Origin of the sequence: Enterococcus faecium (assembly GCF_029023785.1) — a bacterium.
In the GTDB taxonomy this organism is placed as follows: Bacteria; Bacillota; Bacilli; order Lactobacillales; family Enterococcaceae; genus Enterococcus_B; species Enterococcus_B faecium.
Genome location: NZ_CP118955.1, coordinates 507,762 through 531,925 on the forward strand (window position 1 = coordinate 507,762; position 24,164 = coordinate 531,925).

Genomic DNA, 24,164 nt, shown 5'->3' on the forward strand with positions numbered 1-24,164 from the left:
AGGAACTATTTTTCCGTTTTTTTCTCTAATACTCAGGTCAGGACGCTGATTTCACAACCTCTCGATAAACGGTGTTCAAAAGCCAGTTTCTCGGTAGTAAGTCAAATTTATGCAAAAATGTGGAAAGCCATTTTCACAAAATTTTTCTTACTACTTGAAACTAAGCAGCTTTTTCACAACCTCTAATACATGGTATTCCAGAAGTAACTTCTTCGAAAAATAAGCCGAAATGTCACAAAAATTTGAGAAGCGATTTTCCCAAATTCCTTCTTATTTCTTGAAGCTGACCACTTCTGGCACAACCTCTTACCAGATTCGCACTCTTTTTTCTGGCGCTAGATACATAGCGTCTTGTTCCGTGATACCAAATGTTTCATAGAATTCGTCAAGGTTTTTTGGTTGCACGTTTGCTCGGAGTTTAGCAGGGGCATGGACATCGATTTGCAGTAAAAGTTGTTGGTATTCTTTTTTTGCTTTTGTACGCCAAATCGTTGCCCAATTGACAAAGAATTCCTCGATAGAAAGATCTGATTCCGTTTTTGCTGCTTCCAATGCACAGCTTAGACCGCCTGCATCAGCAATATTTTCCGAAACGGTTAATTTTCCGTTTACTTTTCCGTCAGCAAAAGGCAGACCATCGAATTCTTCGATCATTGCTTGTGCTTTGTTTTGAAATTGTGTAAGATCTTCTTCTGTCCACCAGTTGTTCAAGTTGCCATATTCGTCAAATAAAGCGCCGTTATTATCAAATGCATGGGAAATCTCATGAGCGATAACAGCTCCGATTCCACCATAATTAGCAGAGCTTGATTGTTCTAGACTGTAAAATGGTGCTTGAAGGATCGCTGCCGGAAAGACGATCACATTCCGAAATGGATGATAATAAGCATTGACCGTGTCAGCACTCATTTCCCATTCTGAACGATCCACTGGTTTGTTCCATTTGCTGAAACGATCTTTTAATGTGAGTTTGCTGAAAACAAGAGTATTTGAAAGCAAAGTACCACCCTGATCTGCAGGTACTGTTTTGAACTGGTCGAATAATGCTGGGATCTTATCGGGGTAGCCTACTTGGATACCTAAGTTATTTAATTTTATGACGGCTTTTTCTTTTGTTGCATCCCCAAGCCAGTCATTTTCTTCTAGACGTTTTTTATAAACGGCGATCATTTTTTTCACCATTTGTTCTACGTCTTTTTTAGCAGCTTCGCCAAAATATTTTTTTCCGTAGTAATCGCCAACTACTTGATCGAATTGTCCAGAGGCAAGGTAATACGCTGCTTTTTTCTGAGGCATTGCTTCGTCTGTTCCAGACAATACGCGAGAATAGATTCCGCTGACTTGGCGGAATTCTTCTGATAGATAACCACTAAGAGAACGTACTGTTTTAATGATCATCCAGCTTTTGAATAACGGAAAATGAGCTTCTGTCAGGATGTCATTCAAATGATCGAAGTACACTGGATCAGTTACGATCACTTTATCTGGAGTTGTCCCAATCAAACCCGTGACAAGTTTTTTCAAGTCCAGTTTATCTGTGTATTTAATAAATGTATCAAAAGATTGCGGATTATACATTTTGCTGTAATCTGCGTTTTCTTCTGCACTTTTTACATGAGGAGCAATCAATTTATCAAATTGCACTGCTTGTTCCGTGATTGCTTCTGCCTGACTTTTTTCTTTGCCGGCAAGCTCTAATAACTGAACAGCCATATCAAAGAAAACGCCTATTAGTTGTGCACCGTTGGGATGGTCTGATGCATAATACGTCTTATCTGGAAGGAATAAAGAAGGCGGATAAGCAAAGAAGGCGTTCGTTTGCGCATTCTTCATATCTGCATCTACATCCAGATTAAATGGCAATGGTAATGTATCCAACAGCCATTCTGGAAATTGCTTATTCAATTCGTCGAAAGACTGCAATGATTCAACTTTTTCGATTATAGGTTGAAGCGGTTGAGCATGCAACTCATTTCTTCGGTCATAATCGTTTGCCAGTTGATAATATGCAAGGAAATGTTTCATTTTTTCTGAAGACACTTTTTCTGGATGGGCAAGCAGATCGTCTGTTTCTCCCATCAAAAGTTGGTCGATCCCGTCAACTAAATCTTGGAAACCGCCTGTAGCTGGTTTATCTGCAGGGATTTTTGCTGTTTTTTGCCATTCTTCATTGACTGCTTCATAGAAATCTTGTTTCAATCGTTCTTTGTTCATTCATCGATCGCTCCTTTTTTGTTTCGTGTGCCCATTATCTTACAAAATGAAGGAATTAACAAATAGAACATAAAAAATTGAAAATTCGAACAATCAAACTGATTTGTTTTTTTCAATCCTTCACTTATAATGAAAAAAAGGAGGCGATCCCAACTGAATCAAGTAGTGGATAAACCTTTATATTTCAAAGTAGATAAAAAAATTAAAAAATTAGCCAGCACTCAGCAGCTGCAGTCAAGAAAAAGTAAATTGCTTTTTTTAGCTCTGGTTTTTGAAGATCAAAGTTATGTGATTATCGATCAATCAGGACATCCGGTAGAATATTCTCCAGCAAAATATACTTATCAAGAGGGTCTTTCTTGTAAAAAATGGAAGCTGATCAATGAAGAGCCAATCGAGTTATCTAGATGGATCAACAGAAAAGAAGATATTCCCGTTTTGATCGAAGAAAAAAGGTCAGGAAAGGAACTCGCAAATTGCTGGGTGGGATTGCCAGAAGAACGTTTTTTGAGGTATAAGAAATGGGCTACCCCCTCAGGCTATCTTTGTGGTACTTACGCGGCAGCAGTTCTCCTTGCCTATTATCAAGACTATCGTAAGGGGTGGATGCTTCCAAATGAGATTCGCAAGAAAAATACGGCTGATTCGTTGGTTTTGACGAAGGCATTGCGTAGCCAGATCCAACCACTAGGACTTCCTACGATTCCTTTTCAGGTTAGTACAGGGATTTCTAGTTTTTTAAAGAAGAATGGCAATCATGAGCGTGCACGAGCAACTCTTCTAGGTTCATGGCAGCGAGCTACAAAACGTATACGTGAAGGCAAACCTGTGATGATTGGTATTTTGAAAGTACTTGGCAGTACATATGGCAATCATTGGGTGACAGCGTACGCTTATTTTGAAACTGAAACAGGAGAACGTTATTACAAAGTACACGACAACTGGGGCGATTATCATAAAGTCATTCCTGCCAGTTGGAGTAACGGAACAGTTTCACTTCCTTAAGAATTTGCTGAAATTAACAGAAAATCTTGGAAAAATATGTTAAACTATCGAAGAATAGAGAAGTTTTGGGGAGGACTACATGAGTAATAAGTATCAGGATGACACGTTGAAGATTTTTAGTTTGAATGGCAACCGTCCATTAGCTGAAAAAATCGCGAAAGTGTTCGGAACAGAATTAGGTAAAAGCGTCGTGAAGCAATTTAGTGATGGCGAGATTTCCATCAATATCGAAGAAAGTATTCGAGGGGATCATGTGTATATCGTTCAATCAACGAATGCACCTGTCAATGACTACTATATGGAACTACTGATCATGATCGATGCAATGAAGCGAGCAAGTGCGAAAACGATCAATGTCGTATTGCCTTACTATGGGTATGCTAGGCAAGACCGCACGGCGAAACCTCATGAACCGATCACTGCGAAATTGATCGCTAACTTGATCGAAGAAGCAGGGGCAACTCGAGTACTGACTTTAGATCTGCACACGGTTCAAGTACAAGGATTCTTTGATATTCCTGTAGATAATTTATTTACGATGCCGTTGTTTGCTCATTATTACCGTCAATTAGGTCTGACGGGAGATGACATCGTAGTTGTTTCGCCAAAAAACAGCGGTGTTCAGCGTGCACGTAGTCTTTCAGAATATTTGAACAGCACATTAGCCATCGTAGATCATGCAGATGATGCTTCAACTGAGGGTGGTTATGTGATCGGTGATGTTCAAGGAAAGACATGTATCATGGTAGATGATATCTTGAACACAGGAGCAACGCTTGCACGAGCAGCAAATGTATTAAAAGAAAACGGCGCAAAAGAAGTATATGCCTGTGCGTCACATGGATTATTGTCCGATCATGCGAAAAGTATTTTAGACAATGCACCAATCAAAGATATTTGTATCACTGATTCTGTTTTCACAGAAGAAAATCGTCATCCAGAAAACTTAACAATCGTTACATGTTCAGAATTAATGGGTGAAGCGGTCAAACGCATCCATGAAAATACACCGATGAGTCCGTTATTCCGTCTGGAAGAAAAAGAATTCGAATAAACAAAAAAAAGAGGGAAAGAAGTTGTGACAGAAGTGAGCAGCTTCAAGGAGCTGCGACAAGACTTTTGTCACAGCTCCTTTTTTCTATGCCCATGAAACGTCCTCTAGACAAAAATGAGCTCTTCTTTGGTTTGTTCGCTATTTTATGCTAGAATGTGCCTAGCAATAATTTGGAAGGGATGAATGAAGTGAAAACTATTTATCTGGATCATGCGGCAACTACCCCCATGCATCCACAAGTAATTGAAGCGATGACGGCAATCATGCAAGACACGTTTGGAAATCCTTCAAGCATACATGGATTTGGTCGCCACGCGCATGAAAAATTGGAAACAGCAAGACAAATCATTGCAGACAGTCTGCAAGCAAAACCTCACGAGATCATCTTTAACAGTGGGGGAACAGAAGGGGATAATACAGCTATCTTAGAAACAGCGTTCTCGCGTCAAAAAGAAGGCAGACATCTAATCACTACAGCTATCGAACATCCTGCTGTTCTTAATACCATGAAATATTTAGAGACAAAGGGGTTTGACGTTACATATCTGCCTGTAGATGAAAAAGGGAATCTGTCGATCGAAGAGGTCAAAAAAGCGTTACGAGAAGATACGATCTTGGTCTCTGTGATGTACGGGAACAATGAAATCGGAAATTTGATGCCAATCAAAGAAATCGGTGAACTTTTAGCAGATCATCCAGCTTATTTCCATACAGATGCGGTACAAGCGTACGGAAACCAAACGATCCATCCAGAAGAATTAGGAATCGATTTATTAAGTATCTCTGCTCATAAAATCAATGGGCCAAAAGGCGTCGGTTTCTTATATAAACGAGACGGAGTAAATATCCCTGCATTGCTTTTAGGCGGGGAGCAGGAAGAAAAGCGGCGTGCAGGTACAGAAAATTTAGCAGGGATCTGGGGTATGGCAAAAGCAGTTGAACTGCTGTCACCTGAAGAACGTGAAGCACGTAACAACAAATATAAAGGATTCCAGCAATTGATTCTTGATACATTAGAAGCAAACGAAATCCCTTATCAAGTAAATGGTGATTTAACGAATAAACTCCCTCATGTGTTGAATCTTCGCTTAATTGGCGAAGCAAATGATTTGCTACTGATGAAGCTTGATCTTAATGGGGTCGCTATTTCTACTGGTTCAGCTTGTACAGCAGGAAATATCGAGCCTTCACACGTATTGGAAGCAATGTATGGAGAAGATACACCGATACTAAAAGAATCCATCCGTATCAGCTTTGGTTTGGGAAATACCGAAGACGACATCCAGTATTTCCTTGATCAATTAGTTCGTGCTGTCAAAAAATAACTAGTGAAGTCATTCTTATATGAACAGATGTCTGAGAGAACGCCTTCATTTTTTAGGGAACTTAACTGAAAAACCTAGTAAAAATCAGGATAAACTTTTATAATAAAGAGAAACTAATTTTATCGAGGTGAAAATCATGGCATTTGAAACAACAGCAACGATACTGGGCGCACCAATTAGCTATCGTTTGCATCCTGATGCAAAAAGATATACATTGCGCGATAATGGATTTACAGAAACAAACGGAGGCAATTATCAATTGATCCGACCATTAGATGCCACGCCGCAAAGCAAAGAAGGATTCAAATTAAAAATCACTGTATCAAAAGATATTCAAACATTGAAAATGTCGATCACTACAGCAAATGGATTGAAAGCAGTCAATATTTTCAAAGATCCAAAACAGAAAATGAGCCAAGATAAATTTTATTTTCTGATGGATGGGATGATTAGCCGTGGGTTATTCGAAAAAGTCGAATGATCTGTGGATATAAAAAGACAACTAGTTTTGAAACGGCCTATTGTTAGATGACTAACTTTGTAAGGACGACGCAAATTAGTTGTCTTTTTTATTTTTAAATTTAACACATGTTGTTATTTTTAATATTTTGCTGATTTATTGTTTCTAAGTAAAGAAATTTAAATTGAAACGATTGTTATTTAGGGAAAAAGGTATTTTTTGAAAAAAGAATCCCGTATAATGATTGTTGTGCAAACGCTATACAAAATGAAAAAGAAAAGAGGGATGTTTATGGAAAATGAACAGTCGGTCGTTTTAACGAATTGGAAGAGAAATTATTTGTTCTTTTTATCGGGACAGTTTTTGTCAGGAATCACTAGTATGGTCGTCCAATATGCGATCATCTGGTATTTGACAAGAGAAACCGGTTCGGCGACAATTTTGAGTTTTGCTACTTTACTAGGAATGATTCCCATGGTTTTACTAAGCCCATTTGTAGGACCGCTAGTGGATCGCTGGGATAAAAAAGCTCTTTTGATTGTCACGGATATTATTGTAGCGATTTTCGCGCTTATTTTAGCAGTAGTCGGAACGATTTCAGAATCCTTCCCGATTTGGCTAGTTTTTGTGTCTTTGTTTATGCGTTCGGTCGCACAAACATTCCAAATGCCAACGATCCAGTCGATTATGCCGACAATCGTTCCATCTTCTCACATAACAAGGACGAATGGACAGTTAGGAATGGTCCAATCAGCGAATTTCATCATTGCGCCAGCTCTAGGTGCGGCTTTGTTTTCAGTCGTTCCTGTCAATTACCTTATTTTATTAGATGTATTGGGGGCAGTTTTTGGTGTCGGCTTATTGATTTTTGTGAAGATCCCAAAAGTTTCTCCTGAAATATTGGAAGTTCCGCTTACTATTTTTAAAGATGCAAAATTTGGGCTGCAGCAATTGATGGATAATAAAGGGTTATGGTACATAACGATCAATGGTGCATTTGTGATGCTGTTGTTCATGCCAGCAATCAGTCTGTATCCATTGATGACGCTAGATTACTTTGGTGGTTCCGTTGGACAGGCGGGAGCAGTGGAAGTAGTCTACGCAGTCGGAATGCTCTTAGGCGGTGCACTGATCAGTTTTATAGGAACATGGAAAGACCGAATGAAACCTATTATTATAGCCTACATCATTATGGGCCTGACGATCGGTGCAAGCGGATTGGTTCCAAACGATAGTCAAGGGTTCTTGTACTTTCTTATCTTGAATGCAGGAGCAGGTTGTGCAACGCCATATTTCAATACACTGCTGATGGCAATGATCCAGCAGAGTTATGAATCGAATGTTTTAGGTCGTGTCTTAGGGAACTTCAACTCTTTGATGAACCTGGCAGGTCCAATTGGATTATTATTTGCAGGACCATTAGCTGATCGTTTAGGGGTAGAAAAAATGTTCTTGTTTTCCGGAATCGGGATTTTATTATGCGGAATCGTTTTATTTTTAACGTCAGCTGCCCGAAATTATGATAAAGAATTACAGAAAAAACTGGTAAAAGAACACCATGAGCAAAAAGACGAATAGTATGGAATGGAGTTGTGACAGAAGTCTTGTTACAACTCCATTTCTGATCCTAATGTTCCTGTGGCAATAAGCCTACTCAAATGAAAAATATGAGTAATTATCTTTATTTGTTTAATACTTGATATAGGGCAGTTTTTTCACGACCTATCGTACTTCCTCTTTGCTTCATAGATTTCTTTGATTTGTTGCTCAGATAACGGAGTGCCAAATGGTAGTTTTTCCTTTAAGAGTTCTCTTTCCGGTGCGTCTACGCCTACATTGACATCGTTCTCGATAGGTACGCTGTAATGATGGATATGTCCATGAAGATTGCGGATAGTGTCGTTAGGCCCGAGCAACATCGGATAATGAGTCAAGTAATATTGTTGATGGTCGAATTTAACGATGGCACCTACATCATAAAAATAAAATTTGGGACTTCCGTCAGTAAGCCTAGGATCATTTTTTTCTAAATAACGGAAAAAAGCGCGACTGTCATGGTTCCCTTTGATCAAGTGGATTGTTCCTTGCAGTTGAGTGACCAGTTCCAAAATTTCTGCATTTGCTTTTTCATATTGCGGATGCATAGCAAGGTCGCCTAGATGATAAACATGGTCGGTTTCTTTTATTACTGCATTCCAGCTAGTGATCAACTGTTGGTTCATTTCATCCACATTTGCAAAGAGCCGCGGAGCAAAGTCGTTTTTTCCTAATAAGCGTTCATGGAAAAAGTGCATATCACTGATAAAGTAATTCATGTATCTTTTGCCTCCCTTTTTTCTTAGAGTAAACAAAATCACTTATCTGAGCAACTCATAACATCTAAAAAGAAAAGGTTGTAAATGAGACGTGCAGCTTTAAGCGATAAGAAGCAATTTTGAAAAATAGTTTTTCACAATTTATAAAATTATTCCTTATTGCCGAAAGGCTGGCCCTTTTTATGAGTATGCCAATTTTTTATATCGAATGCTCAAAAGATGAGTGATTTTTTGGTTGACTATCATGTTTGTGTACTGAATAGGTCCAGTAGAACAGTATTTTTACGACTTGATAATTAAGGGATGAAATTTTCAGAAATATGACGTATAATGTAAAATACTGAAAAGTTGCGACCTTCAACTCGTAGATGTTTCAGAATCTAATTGAAATGATGGTGATATCATGACAGACAACAGCAAAACACGCGTTGTCGTAGGGATGAGCGGCGGTGTCGACTCATCTGTAACAGCACTTTTGTTAAAGGAACAAGGATACGACGTGATCGGAATATTCATGAAAAATTGGGATGACACGGACGAAAACGGTGTATGCACGGCCACGGAAGATTATAAGGATGTAGCGAAAGTAGCTGCTCAAATCGGGATTCCTTATTACTCTGTGAATTTTGAAAAAGAATATTGGGATCGTGTATTTGAATATTTCCTAGCCGAATACCGCGCAGGACGTACACCTAACCCAGACGTGATGTGCAACAAAGAAATCAAATTCAAAGCATTCTTGGATTATGCAATGGATCTTGGCGCCGATTATGTAGCTACTGGACATTATGCGCAAGTCACTCGCGATGAAAACGGCGTGGTCCACATGCTTCGTGGAGTAGACAATAATAAAGATCAAACTTACTTCCTTAGCCAATTATCACAAGAACAGCTTTCAAAAACGATGTTCCCTCTAGGCGGCATGGAAAAATCAGAAGTACGGGCAATTGCTGAACGCGCAGGCCTTGCGACTGCTAAGAAAAAAGATTCAACGGGAATCTGCTTTATTGGTGAAAAGAACTTCAAACAATTTTTGAGCAACTATCTGCCAGCAAAAAAAGGAAATATGGTCACTCTTGATGGTGAAGTCAAAGGACAACATGCTGGCTTGATGTATTATACGATTGGTCAACGTCAAGGACTAGGGATCGGTGGCGGAGGAGATTCGCAAGAACCCTGGTTTGTTGTAGGAAAAGATCTAGCGACAAACACATTATATGTGGGGCAAGGGTTCCATCATCCTGCATTGTATGCCACAAGCTTGGATGCAAGTGAAATCCACTTTACGACGAATGAACCAATGCCAAAAGAATTCAAGTGTACAGCGAAATTCCGTTATCGTCAGCAAGACGTTCCTGTGACAGTTCGCTTATTGGATGATAATCGTGCAGAAGTCGTATTCGACGAACCTGTACGTGCAATCACTCCTGGACAAGCAGTTGTATTTTATGATGGAATGGAATGTCTGGGTGGTGGTTTGATCGACCACGCATATCAAGAAACAAAAGTTTTACAATACGTTTAAGCGATATTAAATGAATCAAAACAGCTATGGCTAACAAAAGAAACACCTTTTCTTTTGGATAGCATAGCTGTTTTTTTGCAATAAAATTAATTTTTATTCATTTTATACTTGAAATACTTGTGTAAAAAGTTCATAATATCCAATAATATGAATAAAGTTGCTTTTTGTTAAGCAAGAGCAGTTGCAAAATAGAAGGGAATCTTTTGCAAGTGATTTGTTCAATTTTATAAGTGAGGGTGATGGAAATGGAAAAGAAATCGACGGGTATTAGCAAATGGGGACTGGTTGCTCTGGTTGTCAGTTCGTCAATCGGAAGCGGTGTGTTTGGGATCACAAGTGATCTGGCTAGTTCTGCAGCTCCAGGGCCAGCGATCCTTTCATGGATAATCGTTGGGATTGGTATTTTAGCTTTGGTATTATCGCTGAATCATTTAGGAGAAAAACGTCCAGATCTAGATGGTGGTATTTTCGGTTACGCGGAAGCTTCATTTGGTAAATTAGGTGGCTTCATCAGTGGTTGGGGTTACTGGTTGTCTGCGTGGCTGGGAAATGTTGCTTTTGCAACGATGCTGATGAGCGCCATGGGAGAATTTTTCCCGATATTCAAAGGTGGACAAAATGTTCCTTCTATTTTATTTGCAAGTATTTTTATTTGGGGTCTGACTTTATTAGTAAACAATGGAGTTGAAGGAGCGAGCGTCATCAATACAATCGTGACGATCTGTAAATTAGTGCCATTATTCCTATTTTTAATATTTGTATTTATCGCATTTAAAGTGAATATATTCACTGCTGATTTTTGGGGTAACGTATCTGATAATCTAGTGAATGGAACAGGGCAGCAAGGAACGATCTGGTTGCAGATTAAAGGTTGTTTGATGGTTATGATGTGGGTCTTTGTAGGGATCGAAGGCGCAAGTGTTTTAGCCAACCGCGCGAAGAAACGTTCAGAAGCCCAGCAAGCATCGATCATTGGTCTGCTTTGTTTATTGTTTATCTATATCCTTGCTTCGATCTTGCCATACGGCGTCTTATCTCAAGAAGAGTTAGCAACTATTTCACAACCTGCTATGGCAAATATTTTAAAAGGAATCGTGGGAAATTGGGGAGCAGCGCTGATCAATATCGGCTTGATTATTTCGATCATTGGTTCTTGGTTGTCTTGGACGATGCTCCCAGCAGAAACAACGATGTTGATGGCTCGAGACGGTCTGTTGCCGAAAGGTTGGGGAAAAACGAATAAAAAAAATGCCCCAACTTATTCGTTAGTTGTTACTGCAATCTTGACTAATCTATTCTTATTGACTTTCTTAGTTACTGATTATGCCTATCAATTTGCCTATTCTTTATGTACAGCGGCAATTTTGATTTGTTATCTACTTGTCGGGATCTATCAAGTCCAGTTTTCTTTAAAAGAAGGAATCAAAAAACAAGTAGTGATCGGTGGGATTGCTGTAGTTTTTGAATTGATGGGCATCATTTTAGCAGGATTTTCTTATGTCCTTTTATGTAGTATTGCCTATCTTCCTGGTTTTTGCTTCTACTGGATCGCTTGTCGTGAAACCAAACATCAAATTACGGGAAAAGAAAAAGTAATGATTGGGCTGATTTGTGTGGCCGCACTGCTTTCAATCGGGTTGCTTGCTGTAGGCTGGATCAAGATATAAGGGGGAAAGAAACATGAAAATCGCAAATTTCGGTGTAGAAGAATGGCTAAATAAATGGGAAAAGAAAGCGGTATATGATATTGCACAAAGCTCGATCGAAGCATTGACATTAGACGAACTCGTTGGCTTAGATGGGACTAGCGTAAGTGAATTTTTCGAAAAACGCAAAAACGAACCATTGGACTATGGCTGGATCGAAGGATCAGATGTTTTCAAACAAGAAGTCGCTTCTCTTTATCAAACCGTCGATCCGGAAAACATCTTACAAACGAATGGAGCGACTGGTGCTAATCTTTTAGCTCTATACGCGTTAGTGGAAGCAGGAGACCATGTTGTTTCGATGCTTCCTACTTATCAGCAATTATATGACATCCCCAAATCTTTAGGTGCCGCTGTTGACTTTGTTCATTTGAAGGAAGAAGAAGATTGGCAGTTTGATTTAGAACAGCTAGAAGCCTTAGTCAAACCTGAAACAAAAATCATCTGTTTGAATAGTGCAAACAATCCTACAGGCACATTGCTAGATCGGAAAACTTTAGAAAAAATCGCAGAAATTGCTCGTACAGTAGATGCATATGTATTGATAGATGAAGTATATGCGCCTTTAACGGATAAAGGTGAATTCTTGTCGATCGTAGATGTCTATGAAAAAGGTATAGCAACCAATTCCCTATCCAAAACCTACTCCATTCCAGGTATTCGTATTGGCTGGACAGCTACTGGACCTGAGTTGGCAGAAGTTTTTCGAAAGTATCGAGACTACACGATGATTTGCGGCGGAGTCCTGTCAGATGATCTTGCTGTACATGCATTGAAGAATAAAGAAAAAATATTGGCGCGAAACAAAAAGATCATTACAGAGAACCTTGTGATTTTAAAACAATGGGTAGCCAATGAACCGAAAGTTGAACTTGTCGCTCCCAATTACGTCTCTACTTCTTTCATTAAATTAGCCATCGAAGAAGATGACCAGACATTTTGTATCAATTTATTAGAAGAAACAGGAGTACTATTAGTACCAGGAAGTGCCTTTGATTTACCGAAGCATGCCCGACTAGGTTACTGTTGTAAAAAAGAAACCTTGGAAAAGGGATTATTCCTCTTATCTGAGTTCTTGAAAAAACAGGCCTAAACAAAAACACTGCAAGGACAGTCTGTGACAACTGTTCAAGCAGTGTTTTTCATTTACGCTTATTGTCTATGAGAAGGAGAGTACCCTGAAGCTATGGAGACTCCTGAAGCTTTTTCTTCTGCAGTTTCTTGCTGATGGATCTCTTGTGTATTGTGTCGTACAAGCAAGAAGTTGACCAAAACAAGAAGAGAAGTCGAAAGAAAGACGCCACGATAACCAAATGCACTGGAAACACTGGAGCCGATCATAGGCCCTACTACGTTACCAGTTGCTTGGAAAGATTGGTTATAACTGAAGATCCGTCCAGCAGCTTGATGAGGCGAATATTTTGTGATCAATGCTTGGACAGCAGGGAGCAGACAAGCATCAGAGATACCAATCAAAAAACGTAAGGCAGCTAATTGCCAAACATTCGTGACGAATGCCATTGGGATATAAACCAGAATCGCAAAACCCAAACCAATCGCAAGTATTCTTTCACTCCCAATCTTGTCACCTAAGCGACCAAATCTTGGAGCGGCTATCAAAGTGGCAATCCCAGGTATCGAAGCAATGATTCCGCTGATCAACGTAACATTCCCATGTCCATGCAGCAATTGGCGAATGTACAGACTGATGATTGGACTAATGGAATTGTTGGATGCTTGGATGATCATCGTTGTGACGAACATACCGATGACGACGTGTGGATATTTCAAGTCTTTGAAAATCTGTTTGGCAGAAACCATGTTTTCTTTTTTCACTGGGACAAATTTTTCATGGACGAAAAACAGACTCAACAAGAAGACGAAAAATAAGATGATCCCTGTAATGAAAAAGGTAGGGCGATAGCCAAACGCTGAAGCAGAGATCCCGCCAAGAAGCGGTCCAAGTAATGTTCCTGTAACAGAACCAGTTGCTAAGGTTCCAAGAACTTGACCACTTTTTTCTTTTGGCGTCCCAGTTGCGACAAGGGCAGTGGCATTACTGATATAACCAGAAAAAATCCCTTGAAGCAGACGCAATGCGACTAATTGATACACACTAGTCACGCAACCCATCAAAGAAATGACGATTGCCATTCCTAATGAAGCACGCAACAGCATCAATTTTCTTCCTTTTTGGTCGGCTAATTTTCCCCACCAAGGAGAGATAAGCGTAGTCACCAAGAAAGTAGATGAAAAAGTCAATCCGCTCCAAAAGTTCAATTGTGACGTACTATAATTACCTAACGTATCTATGTAAAGTGACATAAAAGGCATGACTAAACTAAATCCGATACCAGCCATAAATGTTCCAAACCATAAGACAAACAAGTTTTGTTCCCAAGTTTCTCTTTTCCTAAATAATTTTTCCTTTATTCTTGCAGCCAATTAGACTCCTTCTTTCTGAAAATTTTCATCTACAGCTCTTTATTATAAACTACAATATGTAGTTTATCAATGAAAGTCTCTTTTTTCTCTTTCTTTTTCGTGGTAAACTGAAAGAGTGAAGGATTTATTTTATGAGAGGAAACATGGAAATGAAAAAAAGAAATCTGTCTCAAGAGAAAATCATCGACTGCTTTCGAGAACTAGCAGAAGAGATGGATGTTCAGCAAATAACCTTTCAGCATTTAGCCAAACGCTTGGATATCAAGGCTCCCTCGCTGTATAACCATTTCAAAAATATTCGTGATGTCAAAACAGCGCTAACAGCGAAACTTCTGCAGGAACTTAATGACCAGCTGCGACGGGCTCTTGTGGGAAAAAGTGGTCAGGAAGCACTGCAGATCTATGCAGAAACTTATCGATCCTTTGCTTTTTCAAATCAAGCAGTGTATGAGTTACTGATCAGTGTACCGCATACCAATGAAGCTGTTTTATTAGATGGAATCCATGAAACGAATCAGATCATTTTGCAGATATTTGAGGCTTTTCAATTAACGAAAGAAGAAAAAGTTCATCGAAGCAGGGAACTTCGTAGTATGATCCACGGTTATCTTTCCTTACGTTTTTTAGGATACTTTACAAAAGAACCAACAATCGATCCAGAAGACAGCTATTTTTGGATGATCAATGACTTTATCGCTACTTTGCCTTAAACAATCAGATTCATTTGTAACAATTTTAAGATGTTCATTAAATGACCCTTTTATAAGAGAAAATTCTTGCAACTTTCTTGAAAAGTGACTAAGATGAGTCTAGAAAAGCTGAAAGAAGGAGCACGAGTATGTATCAAGTAATTACCATGTTCGGGGACAATGAGCCTTGGTGGTTTTTTGAAGACTGGGAAGAAGATATTGAAGAAGAAGAAACATTCGAGTCTTTCGAAGAAGCACGACAAGCGTACGAAAAACAATGGAACGAAATCCATCAAAATTATGAATATATCAATGCAAAAAGTAACTTTCTCAGCGCCTTTTGGAATGACGGAGATGAGCGCTGGTGTGAAGAGTGTGACGATGATTTACAGCAATACAAGGGACTTGCGTTGTTGAAAAATCATCAGCCCATCACAGTAGAAAGCAGAAAGGAATTTTATGAAACAACTAATTCTAGCGGAAAAACCAAGCGTTGCGAAAGACCTAAGCAAGGTGCTTGGTGCTAATCAAAAGCACAAAAATTATTATGAAGGACCCAAGGTGATCGTTACTTGGGCCCTTGGTCATTTATTAGGATTGAAAATGCCGGAAGATCTGAATAAGGAATGGCAGAGCTGGCAAATGGACACGTTGCCAATGATCCCTAAAAAACTAGGAATCAAACCACTTCCTAAAACAGGACATCAATTAAAAGCAATCAAGCAGCTGGCTCAGCGAAAAGATGTCTCAGAAGCAGTCATTGCGACAGATGCCGGAAGAGAAGGGGAACTTGTTGCTCGCTGGATCTTAGAGTATGTGCATTTCAATAAACCAGTGAAGCGGTTATGGATCTCTTCTCAAACAGATAAAGCAATCAAAACTGGATTCAAGCAACTAAGACCTGCGAAAGAATATGATGCATTGTATGAATCTGCTCTTGCCCGGGCAAAAGCGGACTGGCTGGTAGGATTGAATGTGACCAGAGCCTTAACTGTGAAGTACGCGGATAATTTATCAGCAGGCCGTGTGCAGACACCGACACTAGCATTAGTGAGAGACCAAGAAAAGAAAATCGAGCAGTTCCGTCCACAAACGTATTTCACGATCACGTTGCAAGCTGGAAAAGAACAAGCCAAAATGCTTCAAAAAAATCAATTTGCTTTAAAAACACAAGAAGAAGCACAAAAACTTGTTCAATTGATCAGTACAAGCAAAGGAACTGTCACAGAAGTCCAAGAAAAATTAAAAACGGAATCTGCGCCATTGCCTTATGATTTAACAGAGATCCAAAGAGAAGCCAATCAACGCTATGGCTATTCTGCAAAGAAAACATTAAGTCTTGTACAAAGTTTGTATGAGACCCATAAGATCGTTACTTATCCGCGTACAGACAGCAAATATCTGACAAATGACATGAAAAGTACGATGAAAGAACGATTGCAAGCAGTCAGCGACTTTGCTCCTGAGGTCAAGCAGTATTTGAAAAACGGAGCCATCGTCCAACAGACAAAAGTATTCCAAGACAGTAAAGTGACCGATCACCATGCACTTTTGCCAACTGAAAACAGAGCACGTTATGAAAAATTAAGTAATGAAGAGCAAAAAATCTATCAAATGATTGTCTCTCGTTTTTTAGGACTGTTTGCTCAACCCCATAAAGTCAGCCAAACAAAAGTTACGGTTGAATTTGGTAAAGAACGATTCATTTTTCGGCAAAATCGTGTCGTCCAAGCAGGATGGAAAGGCGAAACTGAAACTGAGACGGAAACAGTCAAATGGGAAAAAGGAATGAGAATCAATCCCGATTTCGCCATCAAAAAAGAACTATCTGCACCGCCTAAACCATTGTCAGAAGCAAGCTTGCTTGGTCAAATGGAAAAATACAGTCTGGGAACCCCAGCTACGCGTGCAGAGATTATCGAGAAACTAATCAAATCTGAACTGATGGAACGTACCCCTCAAGGACTGCAAGTATCTCCTAAAGGTAAGCAATTATTAGTATTGGTAAATCCCTCTTTAGTAACACCAGATTTGACAGAAAGCTGGGAAAAAGACCTTGAAGCTATTGCTGCAGGAAAGAAACAAGCAGGAACCTTCTTGAATGGAATCGAAAAAGAAACAAAACGCTTGGTGAATGAGATCAAATCAAGCAAACAAGAATATCAAGATTTCTCGATTACCCAAAAGAAATGCCCAGAATGTGGGGCCAATCTGCGCGAGAAAAACACACGTGACGGCAAAATCTATGTCTGCACCAATTCAGATTGCAACTACCGCAGAAGAAAAGATCCAAAAGTCTCTAATCATCGATGCCCGCAATGTCACCGGAAAATGGAAATCATCGAAGGTAAAAACGGTGCTTATTTCCGTTGTAAATACGATGGAACGACAGAAAAATTGCTTGATAAAAAAGAGCAGAAGAAGAAAATGACCAAACATGAAGAACGACGCTTGCTGAAAAAATATGCACAAGCAGAAGAACCAGAAGAAAGCCCATTAGCAGCAGCACTAAAAGCAGCAATGAAGAAGTAATAAGATATGAAAGAGGTTGTGATAGAAGTGGTCAGCTTCAAGAAATAAGAAGGAATTTACGAAAATTGCTTCTCAAATTTTTGTGAAATTTCGGCTTATTTCCGAAGAAGCTACTTCTGGAACACCATTTATTCGGAAAAAAGGACTGTGACAAGACTTTTGTCACAGTCCTTTTTCATTTAAAAAAATGTTTACTTCATTTGACGTATATTATTGGTGAGGCTTCAATTCATTTGGCTTCACTTTTTCTGTTTCTCTTATGATATAAACAGGACGCTGTTTCGTTTCTAAGAAGATTTTCCCAATATATTTCCCGATGATTCCAAGACATAACAATTGGATTCCACCAATGAACAGGAAGATCGAGACCATGGAAGGCCATCCTGATGTAGGATCACCAAACAACAATGCCCGCAAAATAATGAACAAAATTGCAATACCAGAACCGACACAAGACAAAGCGCCGATAAATGAAGCAATCGTTAACGGTGCATCCGAGAAGTTCACGATACCATCAATCGAGTAGTTGAATAATTTCCAGAAGGACCAAGATGTTTCGCCAGCCACACGTTCGCGGTTTTCATAAGAAATATATTCTGTTTTAAATCCGACCCAGCTAAATAATCCTTTTGAAAATCGGTTGTATTCTGTTAATTCTAGGACGGCATCCACCATTTGACGAGTCATCAAGCGGAAATCACGAGCGCCATCGACCATTTCTGTATCGCTGATTTTATTGATCAACTGGTAGAATTTTTTCGCAAAGAAACTGCGTATCGCAGGCTCGCCTTCACGAGTCGAACGCCGGGTGCCGACACAATCGATATCAGAAGTAGTGATCCGGTTGATCATCTCAGGAAGCAGTTCGGGCGGATCTTGCAGATCAACATCCATCACGGTCACTAAATCTCCTGTAGAAGCTTGCAATCCAGCGTACAGAGCCGCTTCTTTCCCAAAATTTCTGGAAAATGAGACAAAGCGGACATAAGGATAAGCTGAGGCTAGCTTCTTGATTGCTGCTAACGTACCGTCTTTTGATCCGTCGTCAATAAACAAATATTCGAACTCATGGGCACCTTTGAATTTTTCAACCTCATCAAAAAAAAGAGGAACAGTTTTTTCTTCATTAAAACATGGGACAACAATTGATACTTTCATCGTTTCTATCCTTTCAATCGTATGTTTATATATGGTTTACATTCAAAATTTAATAAACCTTAAATAACACCTTTAAAATTTGATTTTACGTAAAAGAACAGGTATTCTTTTTGTAAACTAACGTATTTAGTTTACCATGTTTCCTCGGTTTATCAAACTTTTAAGAACAATTTTTATTAGTTGGCAAGTAGTTTTGGATAGAGAAAAAGGAGGAAGTTCCAGTCTATTGACTAGGAGCAAACAAAATGAAAATACACACACCTATCGGCTTTTTATGGTTAGATGCAGATGAATCCGGATTGACTGCTGTATCTTTTCAGCCAATTTCAGAAAGCGAATCAGCGAATCAGCGAATTTTAACGCGCACACAAGAACAGTTTGAAGAATATTTTGCGGGAAAAAGAAAAGAATTTGATGTTCCTTTATCTATAAAGAGAGGTACGCCTTTTCAGCAAAATGTCTGGAAAGCTTTGTCGACCATTCCTTATGGAGAAATCCGAACGTATAAAGAAGTAGCCGTTGCTGTTGATAGTCCGAAAGCTGTGCGAGCGATTGGGCAGGCAAATCGAACCAATCCATTGCCAATCGTTATTCCTTGTCATCGAGTGATCGGGCAAAATGGAAAACTGACAGGATATATGGGAAACGCAATAGATGGGGTTGAAATCAAACGCCAATTGTTGTTGTTAGAAGGATATCTGCAAAATTAAAAACAGTTGTGATTCGGACATTGTTCCATGCGAGAATCACAACTGTTTTTTCATGTTCATTCTAAACTTTGATCAGCCAAATAAATAGTAAAGCCATCACTGTTTGGAGAAGCCCGACAGCTAATCCATAAGATAAGAAGCGTGTACCTTCTTTCATGAATTTTGCAAAGTCTAAACGCAGACCAATTGCCGCTAAAGCAGTGATCTCAAACCAGCTGCTGATAAAATGTGCCGATTGGTCAATAACTACAGGTAAAGAAAACAAGCTGTTGACCAAACAAAAGATCACAAACCCTAATACATACCAAGGAAGCGGTAATTTTCGTTTTTTCTGCGTATCAGTTGGCGTTTCAAACAGAGCTGGTTGTTTCTTGTGCATGAATTTTTCAAACAGATAGACAACAACAACGAGCATCATAATACGTAGAATCTTAAATAGCATGGCGAATTCGACAACAGAATTGTCAAGTAAGCTTGCCCCAGCGACTACTTGACCAACAGATTGGAGTGTACCACCCAAAAGTGCACTTTTTTCAATGAGATTTCCACCAAACAACTGTAATCCAAGAAAAGGGAGAGTCAACATCATCACAGTACCCAGTAGATTGACTAGTGTGATGATCTGTCCTTTTTCTTCCTCTTTCGCATGGATGGAAGGGGCGATTGAAGCAATAGCAGAAGAACCACAAACAGCGTTTCCTCCAGCCATCATCAAAGAAGAAGTATCGCTGAATTGCAGTTTTTTACCAATCAAGTAAGCACCGATGATAGTGACTGACATTTGCAGTAACACAAAAACAATTCCTTTTACACCAATTTGAGCAATCGTTTGAGCTGTGACAGTTGCACCTAGTAAAAAAACAGAGAATTCTAATAGTTTGCTTTCAGCAAATTTTGTGCCGATTGCTAGAACAGGCTGTTTAAAAAAAGTATTTCCTAATAAAATACCCAATAAAATAGCAATAGTCGCTCCACCTAACTGTGGCAGATAAATAGCAAGAAGCCTGCTGAAGGCAGCGATGGCAAAAGAAAGCAGTAAACCGGGTAAGATTTCGCGGACCGCTGAATCCTTTACAGATTTTATTGGATGTGACAATGATTTCATTTGATCGGTTCCTTTCGTCAATAAATACTAAAAGCATACTCGAACATAGTAGCACTAAACCAGTATTTTGACAAAAGAACAAGAGGTCGTGACAAAAGTCTTGTACGACCTCTTGTTTCGAATAAACGGTGTTCAAAAGCCAGTTTCTCGGTATTAAGCCAAATTTATGCAAAAATGTGGAAAGCCATTTTCACAAAATTTTTCTTAATACTCGAAACTAAGTGGCTTTTTCACGACCTCTTGGTAAACGGTGTTCCAGAAGTAGCTTCTACGGAAATAAGCCGAAATTTCACAAAAATTTGAGAAGCAATTTTCGTAAATTCCTTCTTATTTCTTGAAGCTGACCACTTCTTTTACGACCTCTTGGTAAACGGTGTTCAAAAGCTTGCATCTGCGGTAATAAGCCCAACCAGTACAAAAACATGAACAGCTGTTTTTGTTTGGCCGTTCTTATTACTTGATGCAGAACAGCTTTTTCACAACCTATTGAATCGATTATTAAGCGATTTTTTTAGAAACAAATTTTCCATGTTTGCTATGTTCTTTAATTAAGAAACGTACGTAATGAGCAAGAACGTAGAAGACAACTACACTTGCAAACAGACATTCCGCAACTTTTAAGAAATCCAATACGCTACTATAGATACCTAAACTGTTGAAGTAATGAACAGTAGTAAATATAGCTGTTGCAGAGATAACAAGCGGGAATGTAAAGGCTGCATAGCTTGGATAAAAACGAAGCTTGAACAAACGTGGAAGCATAGACAGCACAACGAAATACAATACTTGAGATAAAGCGAACAATGCTACGACAAGATAAAAATTAGGTTCAGCAAAGTTTTTAAGATAACCTGTTAGGCAAAGAGAACCAGGTGCTGCAACGATCGTAATCAGCGGACGTGTCGGATGAGCCATATTTCTTACGAAAAAGACACGTTTGATGATGATCGGCAATAAAAACGCATAGCAGATCAATGAAATCCAAAAGAAAATTTTTCCAATAAGTGGGAAGAAGTTCCCGGCAGTTACAGTGATGACCCCAAATCCAACGTAAATGATAAACCAGCTTGGATAAATTGCTTCAATTGAAAGATCAGCTTTGATAACATGGTGATAATTGAAATAAAAGACAAGGATCACTTGGAAGATAACAGCGCACAGCCAAATGAATTTGACAATTGGTGCAATACTTTCATATGAAACAAAATAAGTACAAATAACCATGAGTGACATCGTAAAAGTTGGTGAAACGGAGGCGATGATTGGATCATGCAACGTTTGTTTCGTGTGTTCGAATAAGATAAACAATTTAACAAAAATGAATATCATAAGAATCATAGAGATACCGCCAGTTAGATTGCCTAAAGCAACATGGTGATAGTCTTTAAACAGATTTCCAAGGGAAGCTAACCCAAGGATCAACCCGCAGATCGGGATCGGAATAATTTTCAAAAAGTTCTTCATATATAATATTCTCCTTTTTATTTAATAGATTTTAGTACCAAGATGAACGAATACATTGTAAAATGAATAGGAATGTATGATTACGAGCAAGCAGACAGCTGATTGTCTTCATCTAAGTTACTAGTTGGATCAGCAACTGTTTTGTTGTACATTTCTATTATAGATGGTTTTTTGTATATTTAAATCAAATAGTTTTTATAGTAATTATCATAAAAAGTTATGGAAGTGGTGCCATGTTTAAGTTATTAACGACTTTTCGAGCAGTATATGAAACAAGAAATTTTTCCAGAGCAGCAGAAGTACTGTTTTTATCTCAACCAGCAGTCTCGAATCAAATCAAACAGTTGGAGCGGGAATTGAATATCGATCTTTTTCAACGTAACGGAAGAAAAGAGATGCTTCCAACTAAGCAAGCCGACTTATTATATGAACGGACACTGGTTTTGTTAGAAGAATGGGAAGAAACTCAGCAAAAATTGCTCAATGAACAAAATGAAGAAGAAGTATGTCGGATCGTTGCTTCCCACACCTTTGCTGTCTATCTTTTGCCTCAGTTGATGAAACATCTGATCAAAAGGTTTCCTAAAGTGCATTTTGAGATCGAAATCGCGAATTCTCATGAATCATTAGAACAAGTAGCGAAACATGAATCCGATTTTGGTTTTATCGAAAAGCCATTAGAGACTTCCGGCGTACAAAGATACTCTTTGATGGAAGACCAGCTAGTCATCGCTGGGGACCCAAAAAGCAAATTGTGGCTTGTAAGAGAAGCAAACTCTGGTGTTTTTCATTACACGCAGCGTTATTTTGAAGAGATGAATATCCAAGATAAGAAGATGATCGTGAAAAGTAACGATGTAATTGTTGCGTTGCTGAAGGAAGGAATCGGTCGCTCGATTTTGTCTAAGCGCTCTGTTCCAGAAAATGTGCCAATGACTCCGTTGAATTTCCATCGATATTTTTATTTCATCCAACGAACCAATCTGGTTTCTGATCAGCTGCTAGAGATTGCCGAAGAGATCCTTCGATACAATGAAAGCACAGAAACTTCTCACAGCGAGGAGAATCTCAGCTGGTAGATAATTGCATGTATCAAAAAAAGTTCTATGATACACTAAAGATAAGCAGTAGGCTTTTGTACTGCATTTGCTCAAGCAACTGCACAAACGGAAAGTTAATTTTTCCCAAATGTCTATGGAAAGACTTTCCATTATCTAACTGGACCGCTATAATAATCAGCAGTATGGTTTTTAAGAAAAGGGATGAAACATGGAAAAAAAATTAAAAGCTTCGAACGATAATCGTATTGATTATGGCGTGATTTTACCAGTCTTTCTGTTATGTTTGATTGGTCTGCTCTCATTATATGTAGCACTTAGCCATGATCCGAACAATCCAGCAGTCTTGAAAGGCGTAGGGATGCAAGTTGTCTGGTATTTAGTTGGAGCGGCAGCAATCGTTGTCATCATGCATTTGAATTCCAAATGGATCTGGAAACTGACTCCTTACCTTTATGGTTTGGGGTTAGTGGTAATGGGACTCTTGCTCAAATTCTATGATCAGAATTTAGCTGCTTCAACAGGGTCTAAAAACTGGTTTCGATTCGGTGCGTTTACTTTCCAGCCAGCAGAGTTGATGAAGATTGCGTACATCTTGATGATGGCACTGATCGTAACTAAACATAATACGCAAGTAAAAGAACGGACGATGAAATCGGACTTTTGGCTGATTGGGAAGCTCTTGATCGTGACAATACCGGTTTTAGCATTGATCATGGCCCAAGATGACTTTGGAACGATGCTTGTCTTTCTTGCGATCTTTGGCGGGATTTTCCTGATGTCTGGAATCTCTTGGCGCATCATCGCACCTGTAGTAATCTTGGCAGTAGTCGTTGGAGCAGGAACGATCTTCTTGGTTACGACTGAAGGCGGAAGAGACTTGCTTTATAAAGTTGGATTCAAATCTTATCAGTTTGCACGTATTGATTCATGGCTGGACCCTTTCCATGATACGTCAGGAATGAGTTATCAGCCGGCCCAAGGACTTTTGGCAATTGGTACCGGTGGCTTGTTTGGTAAAGGATTCAACGTAAGCAATATCTATGTGCCTGTTCGTGAGTCCGATATGATTTTTACCGTTATCGGTGAAAACTTCGGCTTTATCGGTGGTGCATTCGTCATTTTCTTGTATTTTATTTTAATCTATCGTATGATTCGGGTGTGTTTCGATACGAATAATGAATTTTACGCCTATATCGCAAGCGGTTTGATCATGATGCTGCTGTTCCATGTCTTTGAGAATATTGGAGCAAATATCGGATTACTTCCTTTAACAGGGATCCCATTGCCTTTCATTAGTCAGGGAGGATCCTCGATTTTAGGGAACATGATCGGTATCGGGTTGATATTATCGATGAGATACCAAAATGAAGCACCTGCAAGATCTTCAAGGAGGTAA

General features: G+C 39.1%; 20 protein-coding genes. 14 read left to right on the forward strand and 6 right to left on the reverse strand.

Annotated features, from left to right (window positions below; all coding sequences use genetic code 11):
• Positions 1–306: 306 nt before the first annotated feature.
• Positions 307–2,214 carry a M13 family metallopeptidase gene (locus tag PYW34_RS02400; RefSeq protein ID WP_002286747.1) on the reverse strand — a complete coding sequence of 636 codons (1,908 nt, stop codon included), beginning with the start codon at positions 2,212–2,214 and terminating at the stop codon, positions 307–309.
• 129 nt (positions 2,215–2,343) lie between these two features.
• On the opposite strand from PYW34_RS02400, the gene PYW34_RS02405 reads away from it, so the two are divergent.
• The 5 genes from PYW34_RS02405 (at position 2,344) to efmA (ending at position 7,636) form a co-directional block, all read left to right on the forward strand.
• The gene (locus tag PYW34_RS02405) at positions 2,344–3,219 is read left to right on the forward strand and encodes a dihydrolipoamide dehydrogenase (protein ID WP_002286745.1); all 876 of its coding nucleotides are present in this window, start codon (positions 2,344–2,346) and stop codon (positions 3,217–3,219) included.
• Between the two features lie 79 nt (positions 3,220–3,298).
• Positions 3,299–4,273, forward strand: coding sequence for a ribose-phosphate diphosphokinase (locus PYW34_RS02410; protein WP_002286741.1), 975 nt, complete (start codon positions 3,299–3,301; stop codon positions 4,271–4,273).
• Between the two features lie 179 nt (positions 4,274–4,452).
• The gene (locus PYW34_RS02415) at positions 4,453–5,598 is read left to right on the forward strand and encodes a cysteine desulfurase family protein (protein WP_002295158.1); all 1,146 of its coding nucleotides are present in this window, start codon (positions 4,453–4,455) and stop codon (positions 5,596–5,598) included.
• Positions 5,599–5,734: 136 nt separating this feature from the next.
• On the forward strand, positions 5,735–6,079 hold the full coding sequence (locus tag PYW34_RS02420) for a DUF1831 domain-containing protein (RefSeq protein WP_002333414.1): 345 nt from the start codon (positions 5,735–5,737) through the stop codon (positions 6,077–6,079).
• Between the two features lie 270 nt (positions 6,080–6,349).
• Positions 6,350–7,636 (forward strand): multidrug efflux MFS transporter EfmA, encoded by a 1,287-nt coding sequence (gene efmA / locus PYW34_RS02425; RefSeq protein ID WP_002291207.1) that lies wholly within the window; start codon positions 6,350–6,352, stop codon positions 7,634–7,636.
• Between the two features lie 137 nt (positions 7,637–7,773).
• Here efmA and PYW34_RS02430 read toward each other — a convergent pair whose 3' ends face one another.
• Positions 7,774–8,373, reverse strand: coding sequence for a metallophosphoesterase (locus PYW34_RS02430; RefSeq protein ID WP_002286728.1), 600 nt, complete (start codon positions 8,371–8,373; stop codon positions 7,774–7,776).
• A gap of 403 nt (positions 8,374–8,776) precedes the next feature.
• Between PYW34_RS02430 and mnmA the strand changes: the two genes are divergently transcribed.
• The 3 genes from mnmA to PYW34_RS02445 all read left to right on the forward strand — a co-directional run bounded on the left by mnmA (position 8,777) and on the right by PYW34_RS02445 (position 12,697).
• Positions 8,777–9,898 carry a tRNA 2-thiouridine(34) synthase MnmA gene (mnmA, locus tag PYW34_RS02435; protein WP_002286726.1) on the forward strand — a complete coding sequence of 374 codons (1,122 nt, stop codon included), beginning with the start codon at positions 8,777–8,779 and terminating at the stop codon, positions 9,896–9,898.
• 245 nt (positions 9,899–10,143) lie between these two features.
• Entirely contained in the window at positions 10,144–11,565 is a 1,422-nt protein-coding gene (arcD, locus tag PYW34_RS02440) for an arginine-ornithine antiporter (RefSeq protein ID WP_002286721.1), read from the forward strand.
• 13 nt (positions 11,566–11,578) lie between these two features.
• Positions 11,579–12,697, forward strand: coding sequence for an aminotransferase (locus PYW34_RS02445; RefSeq protein WP_002295162.1), 1,119 nt, complete (start codon positions 11,579–11,581; stop codon positions 12,695–12,697).
• A gap of 59 nt (positions 12,698–12,756) precedes the next feature.
• On the opposite strand, the gene PYW34_RS02450 is transcribed toward PYW34_RS02445, so the two are convergent.
• Positions 12,757–14,049, reverse strand: a complete 1,293-nt coding sequence (locus PYW34_RS02450; protein ID WP_002333413.1) for a multidrug efflux MFS transporter — start codon at positions 14,047–14,049, stop codon at positions 12,757–12,759.
• Between the two features lie 149 nt (positions 14,050–14,198).
• On the opposite strand from PYW34_RS02450, the gene PYW34_RS02455 reads away from it, so the two are divergent.
• From PYW34_RS02455 to PYW34_RS02465, 3 genes are all read left to right on the forward strand, one after another.
• Positions 14,199–14,759 (forward strand): TetR/AcrR family transcriptional regulator, encoded by a 561-nt coding sequence (locus tag PYW34_RS02455; RefSeq protein ID WP_002323745.1) that lies wholly within the window; start codon positions 14,199–14,201, stop codon positions 14,757–14,759.
• Between the two features lie 128 nt (positions 14,760–14,887).
• The gene (locus PYW34_RS02460) at positions 14,888–15,265 is read left to right on the forward strand and encodes a DUF1033 family protein (RefSeq protein WP_002286704.1); all 378 of its coding nucleotides are present in this window, start codon (positions 14,888–14,890) and stop codon (positions 15,263–15,265) included.
• Entirely contained in the window at positions 15,198–17,270 is a 2,073-nt protein-coding gene (locus PYW34_RS02465) for a DNA topoisomerase III (protein WP_033584975.1), read from the forward strand. Before PYW34_RS02460 ends, PYW34_RS02465 begins: the two co-directional genes overlap by 68 nt.
• A 210-nt stretch (positions 17,271–17,480) precedes the next feature.
• On the opposite strand, the gene PYW34_RS02470 is transcribed toward PYW34_RS02465, so the two are convergent.
• On the reverse strand, positions 17,481–18,428 hold the full coding sequence (locus tag PYW34_RS02470; RefSeq protein ID WP_002289773.1) for a glycosyltransferase family 2 protein: 948 nt from the start codon (positions 18,426–18,428) through the stop codon (positions 17,481–17,483).
• Between the two features lie 245 nt (positions 18,429–18,673).
• On the opposite strand from PYW34_RS02470, the gene PYW34_RS02475 reads away from it, so the two are divergent.
• The gene (locus tag PYW34_RS02475) at positions 18,674–19,138 is read left to right on the forward strand and encodes a methylated-DNA--[protein]-cysteine S-methyltransferase (protein ID WP_002289775.1); all 465 of its coding nucleotides are present in this window, start codon (positions 18,674–18,676) and stop codon (positions 19,136–19,138) included.
• A 61-nt stretch (positions 19,139–19,199) separates the two neighbouring features.
• On the opposite strand, the gene PYW34_RS02480 is transcribed toward PYW34_RS02475, so the two are convergent.
• Both PYW34_RS02480 and PYW34_RS02485 read right to left on the reverse strand, forming a co-directional pair.
• On the reverse strand, positions 19,200–20,243 hold the full coding sequence (locus PYW34_RS02480) for a YeiH family protein (RefSeq protein ID WP_002289776.1): 1,044 nt from the start codon (positions 20,241–20,243) through the stop codon (positions 19,200–19,202).
• Positions 20,244–20,741: 498 nt separating this feature from the next.
• A complete protein-coding gene (locus PYW34_RS02485) occupies positions 20,742–21,707 on the reverse strand; it encodes a TDT family transporter (protein WP_002291188.1) in 966 nt (321 codons plus the stop codon).
• Positions 21,708–21,940: 233 nt separating this feature from the next.
• On the opposite strand from PYW34_RS02485, the gene PYW34_RS02490 reads away from it, so the two are divergent.
• Together PYW34_RS02490 and PYW34_RS02495 are read left to right on the forward strand one after the other, a co-directional pair.
• Positions 21,941–22,786: a LysR family transcriptional regulator gene (locus PYW34_RS02490; RefSeq protein WP_002291186.1), complete on the forward strand. Its 846-nt coding sequence runs from the start codon at positions 21,941–21,943 to the stop codon at positions 22,784–22,786.
• A 190-nt stretch (positions 22,787–22,976) separates the two neighbouring features.
• Complete coding sequence (locus PYW34_RS02495; RefSeq protein WP_002291183.1) at positions 22,977–24,164, forward strand: FtsW/RodA/SpoVE family cell cycle protein; 1,188 nt, start codon at positions 22,977–22,979, stop codon at positions 24,162–24,164.